Here is a 3687-nt window from a genome sequence, read left to right as displayed (position 1 = left end):
AAATATTGAAACGGATCAGGCCATTTTCAATATTATTCACGAAAACCATTACTTCTCTCCAGAATTGTCGGCATTCAATGTCAAATGTGATTTCTATTTTCAGGCTATTTTCAACAAGCTGCTAAACAATAATTTGGGTGAAAAGCTTTTCACTGTTTGTTTTGATTACAAGTGTTCAAATTTCAACCTCAACAACCGTTCAGCCATTATCACAAAAAACAATAATAATCATATAGTTAAGGCTCAATGAGGTTATCACTGCCAAATAACGAATTATTTTCAAATGCTCTTGTAAGGTTTTGATGCTTTCACGGGTCTTATATTACGAAGGGTGACTTTTCGTTGCCTTGATTGACTAGGAGAATCTCAATGAAAGCTGAAAAACTATTGTCATTAACATTAGCTGGTTTAGCTACTGCAACCTTATCACTTCCCCAAGAAGCCATGGCTGGAAAACCCGGTTTTGAAAAATGCATGGGCATAGCAAAAGCTGGGAAAAATGACTGCGGCACTTCAAAGCATGCTTGCGCTGGTCAAGCTTCTGTAGACAGTGACCCAGAAGAATGGGTTTATGTTGCCGAAGGCACATGCGAAAAGATAGTTGGCGGAAAAATCAAAGCCTCTAAGAAGAAGTAGTTATAGAAACATGCTGGCATGTTTGTCATGCCAGCAACACACGAGAACCATCATGACTGTATCAATAGATTGCCTTGGTATTGGGTTAAGAACACCCCATTACAAAGACCTGTTAGAAAAAAGGCCTCACTTATCACTAATAGAGTTTCACAGTGAAAACCATTTTTATTCTAACGGTCATTCGAGAACCATTTTACATAAGGCCAAAGAAATAGCGCCAATAAGCTTACATGGTGTTGGCTTATCGTTAGGAAGTGCTGATGGATTAGATAACAGTCATTTGAAAAAATTGGTTAATTTGGTTGATGATATTAATCCCTCTCTTATCTCGGAGCACATTTCATGGGGAAGAATCGGGAATATTCACACACACGATCTGCTTCCACTGCCGTACTGCAAAGATGTCATTCAATTGGTAGCTGATAATATTGATCATGTGCAACAAGCTTTAGGCAGAGAGATAATCGTTGAAAACGTCTCCAGCTATGTCTCTTTCGAACAAAGTAATATGAAAGAGTGGGATTTTGTTTATGAAATATTAGAAAAAGCTGATTGTGGATTTCTATTAGATATTAATAATGTTTTCGTCAATAGCCAAAACTTTAACTTTAATATAGAAGACTATCTAAAAAGCTTACCGTGGGATCGAGTTAAGGAAGTACATGTTGCTGGGCATCAAGCAGAAGAGAATTTGCTTGTTGATACCCACGATAGACCAGCATGCAGCGAGGTTAAATCTTGGCTGGACAAAGTCTATTCACAATGCATAAACAAACCACCAGTATTACTTGAGTGGGATTCGAGTCTTCCAAGCTTTGAAAAACTGATTGCACATATGCATGATCTGGCCACTGAACCCGGAATAGAAAACTATGCTCTGGCTTAAGGAATTACAAAACACCTGGGTAAATAATTTATATGACACTACATCGGTGTCATCAGGCCTGCATGTATATCGAAGAAATTTCATTGGAATACATGGATCAGCCTTGTTTTTAACTTATCCACTTACTTATAAACTGATTGGGGCAAAAAAATTCAGATATTTATCGCAAAAATTGCTGCATGAGTCTCCAATAAAAAGTGGTGATTTAAATGAATACGGATCAGATTTAGCAGAAGTAATTGCCAGCAGCGACCTACCCGTTGCACCACATGCTTCCGATCTTGCATCTTTTGAATGGGCCTGTTTCTCAAGTATCAACTGCAGCACCAATGAACACCAATCAATAAGCTACGATGCCATTAAAATAGATTCCGATGTTTTTCTTTCTCCATCCGTACGAGAGTTAGAACTTGTCTATCCAGTCCATAAGCAACAAGATGAAGCACTAAAACCCATATCAGATGGAGCAAACATCATTGTTTATACCGATTCAAGAACTAATACAGGTGATGCGCTCTATCATGAGCTATCCAGTGCCGAGGCAAAATTCGTCAAATCAATACAACACTCAACGTCTTTAGTAAAAGCCACAGAAGAAGCACTTAGTATCGATGAAAAATTTTTACCCATCGACATATTGTCCTTTTTAATTGAAACCAGATTGATATATAAAGTGGACTCACAATGAAAAATTTAATAGACATCCATAATGCTTGTACCCTCTTTTTAACCCAATGGGTGCAGCCGATTTTTTTACTCTTATTGCGATTTTGGCTCGCCTGGATTTTCTTTAAATCCGGCTTAACCAAGATTTCCAGCATTGATTCAACACTGGCTTTATTCGAATATGAATACGCTGTTCCTATTATTCCCTATGATATTGCGGCATGGTTATCCATCATAGTTGAATTAGCACTACCTCCTTTGCTTGCAATCGGGCTTGCATGTAGACCCACTGCATTAATACTTTTAATATTCAATGCAGTAGCCATGATTTCTTATCCTGACATTTCACACGCAGGGGTTAAAGAACATGAATTATGGCAAATGGGTTTTCTTGTTATTTTCATCTTTGGTGCGGGAAAACTTTCAGTTGATGCATTCTTAGCGAAATATTTAACTATTGAAAAGGATTAACATGCCCAGAGAATCTGAAGGTTTTCGGCTAGCAGTTAAAGCCTATAGCGCAGATTTATATCGCTATGCATATTGGCTATGCAGCAACAGCCATCAAGCCGAAGATATTGTTCAAGACGCACTAATTCGGGCGTGGAAAAAATGGCATTCAATTGAGGATGTCAATGCAACTAAAAGCTGGTTGTTTACCATTGTGCGTAGAGAATTTTTAAGATCCATCTCCAAAAATGAGCGCAACAAAATTGAAAATTGGAGTGACGCAGCACTCAATGCAATCCCTGACACAACACTCAAACATGAAGATGAAACAGCATTAAGAAAAATGCTTTTAAGCGTTCCTGTTGGCATGAGAGAACCTTTAATTTTACAGGTGCTAGGTGGCTTTAGTAGCGAGGAAATAAGCAAAATACTCAAAATTAATACAGGCGCTGTACAGACGCGCCTTACTCGTGCAAGGCAATGGTTAAAAAACCTCATAGAAAGTGATATGAAAGAGGAGGCACAACATGAATCACGCTGAGTTAACGTGTATCGATATCAGAAGAGTTCTTTATGAAAACCCTGAATTCACAAATTCTGATGTAAATCAGCACCTACAGCACTGTGCTGCATGTTATCGCTACTCTAAAGTATTATTGAAACAGAATGAAATGCTTAAACAGGCATTAGAAGTCCCTGTTCCTGAAGGACTATCAGATAAAATAATATTCAACCAACACTTAGAGAAATCCTACAAACTGAAAAAATGGGTTGCGGCCGCTTGTGTAGCCTTACTCTTTTTTAGTTATATTTCCCTTGTTCCAAAAACGAAAAATCATGATTGGGCACTGATTTCAGCACAGCATGTTGCTGCAGAGGAAGAAACGCTAGCCTTAAATAATAGCTTGGTTGAAAATGATTTAAAAACTGCGTTGCTTGAGTGGGGCTTAACCCTTAAATCATCACTTGGCGCAATCACTTATCTTGACTATTGCTCAATGCCAAATGGTAAGGGTTTACATATTGTTTTTAAACGAAATGATTCACAG

The 3687-nt window shown here is 38.1% G+C and carries 7 protein-coding genes; all 7 read left to right on the top strand.

The window, feature by feature from the left end:
- The coding region (locus FT643_RS23635; RefSeq protein ID WP_232340410.1) for a hypothetical protein at positions 1 to 250 on the top strand (250 nt) is incomplete at its 5' end.
- A 119-nt stretch (positions 251 to 369) separates the two neighbouring features.
- On the top strand, positions 370 to 636 hold the full coding sequence (locus tag FT643_RS22730; RefSeq protein WP_156873697.1) for a BufA1 family periplasmic bufferin-type metallophore: 267 nt from the start codon (positions 370 to 372) through the stop codon (positions 634 to 636).
- A 52-nt stretch (positions 637 to 688) separates the two neighbouring features.
- Positions 689 to 1522 carry an MNIO family bufferin maturase gene (gene bufB, locus FT643_RS22725; RefSeq protein ID WP_198043825.1) on the top strand — a complete coding sequence of 278 codons (834 nt, stop codon included), beginning with the start codon at positions 689 to 691 and terminating at the stop codon, positions 1520 to 1522.
- Positions 1509 to 2210, top strand: a complete 702-nt coding sequence (locus tag FT643_RS22720; RefSeq protein WP_156873695.1) for an HvfC/BufC family peptide modification chaperone — start codon at positions 1509 to 1511, stop codon at positions 2208 to 2210. Before bufB ends, FT643_RS22720 begins: the two co-directional genes overlap by 14 nt.
- Positions 2207 to 2659, top strand: a complete 453-nt coding sequence (locus FT643_RS22715) for a DoxX family protein (protein ID WP_156873694.1) — start codon at positions 2207 to 2209, stop codon at positions 2657 to 2659. Before FT643_RS22720 ends, FT643_RS22715 begins: the two co-directional genes overlap by 4 nt.
- Before the next feature lies 1 nt (position 2660).
- Complete coding sequence (locus tag FT643_RS22710; protein ID WP_156873693.1) at positions 2661 to 3179, top strand: sigma-70 family RNA polymerase sigma factor; 519 nt, start codon at positions 2661 to 2663, stop codon at positions 3177 to 3179.
- Positions 3166 to 3687, top strand: a 522-nt coding sequence (locus tag FT643_RS22705; protein ID WP_156873692.1) for a DUF3379 family protein, incomplete at its 3' end; no start/stop codon positions are given. The genes FT643_RS22710 and FT643_RS22705, both read left to right, overlap by 14 nt.

The sequence above is a fragment of the Ketobacter sp. MCCC 1A13808 genome (genome assembly GCF_009746715.1).
Taxonomy (GTDB): Bacteria; Pseudomonadota; Gammaproteobacteria; order Pseudomonadales; family Ketobacteraceae; genus Ketobacter.
Note: the sequence above shows the minus strand (reverse complement) of the source record. Positions and strands in the feature narration are given on the sequence as shown.

Bases quoted from the DNA above. Each gene is read 5' to 3' on its own strand.
- FT643_RS22730 (WP_156873697.1), top strand. From the start codon at position 370: ATGAAAGCTGAAAAACTATTGTCATTAACATTAGCTGGTTTAGCTACT.
- bufB (WP_198043825.1), top strand. From the start codon at position 689: ATGACTGTATCAATAGATTGCCTTGGTATTGGGTTAAGAACACCCCAT.
- FT643_RS22720 (WP_156873695.1), top strand. From the start codon at position 1,509: ATGCTCTGGCTTAAGGAATTACAAAACACCTGGGTAAATAATTTATAT.
- FT643_RS22715 (WP_156873694.1), top strand. From the start codon at position 2,207: ATGAAAAATTTAATAGACATCCATAATGCTTGTACCCTCTTTTTAACC.
- FT643_RS22710 (WP_156873693.1), top strand. From the start codon at position 2,661: ATGCCCAGAGAATCTGAAGGTTTTCGGCTAGCAGTTAAAGCCTATAGC.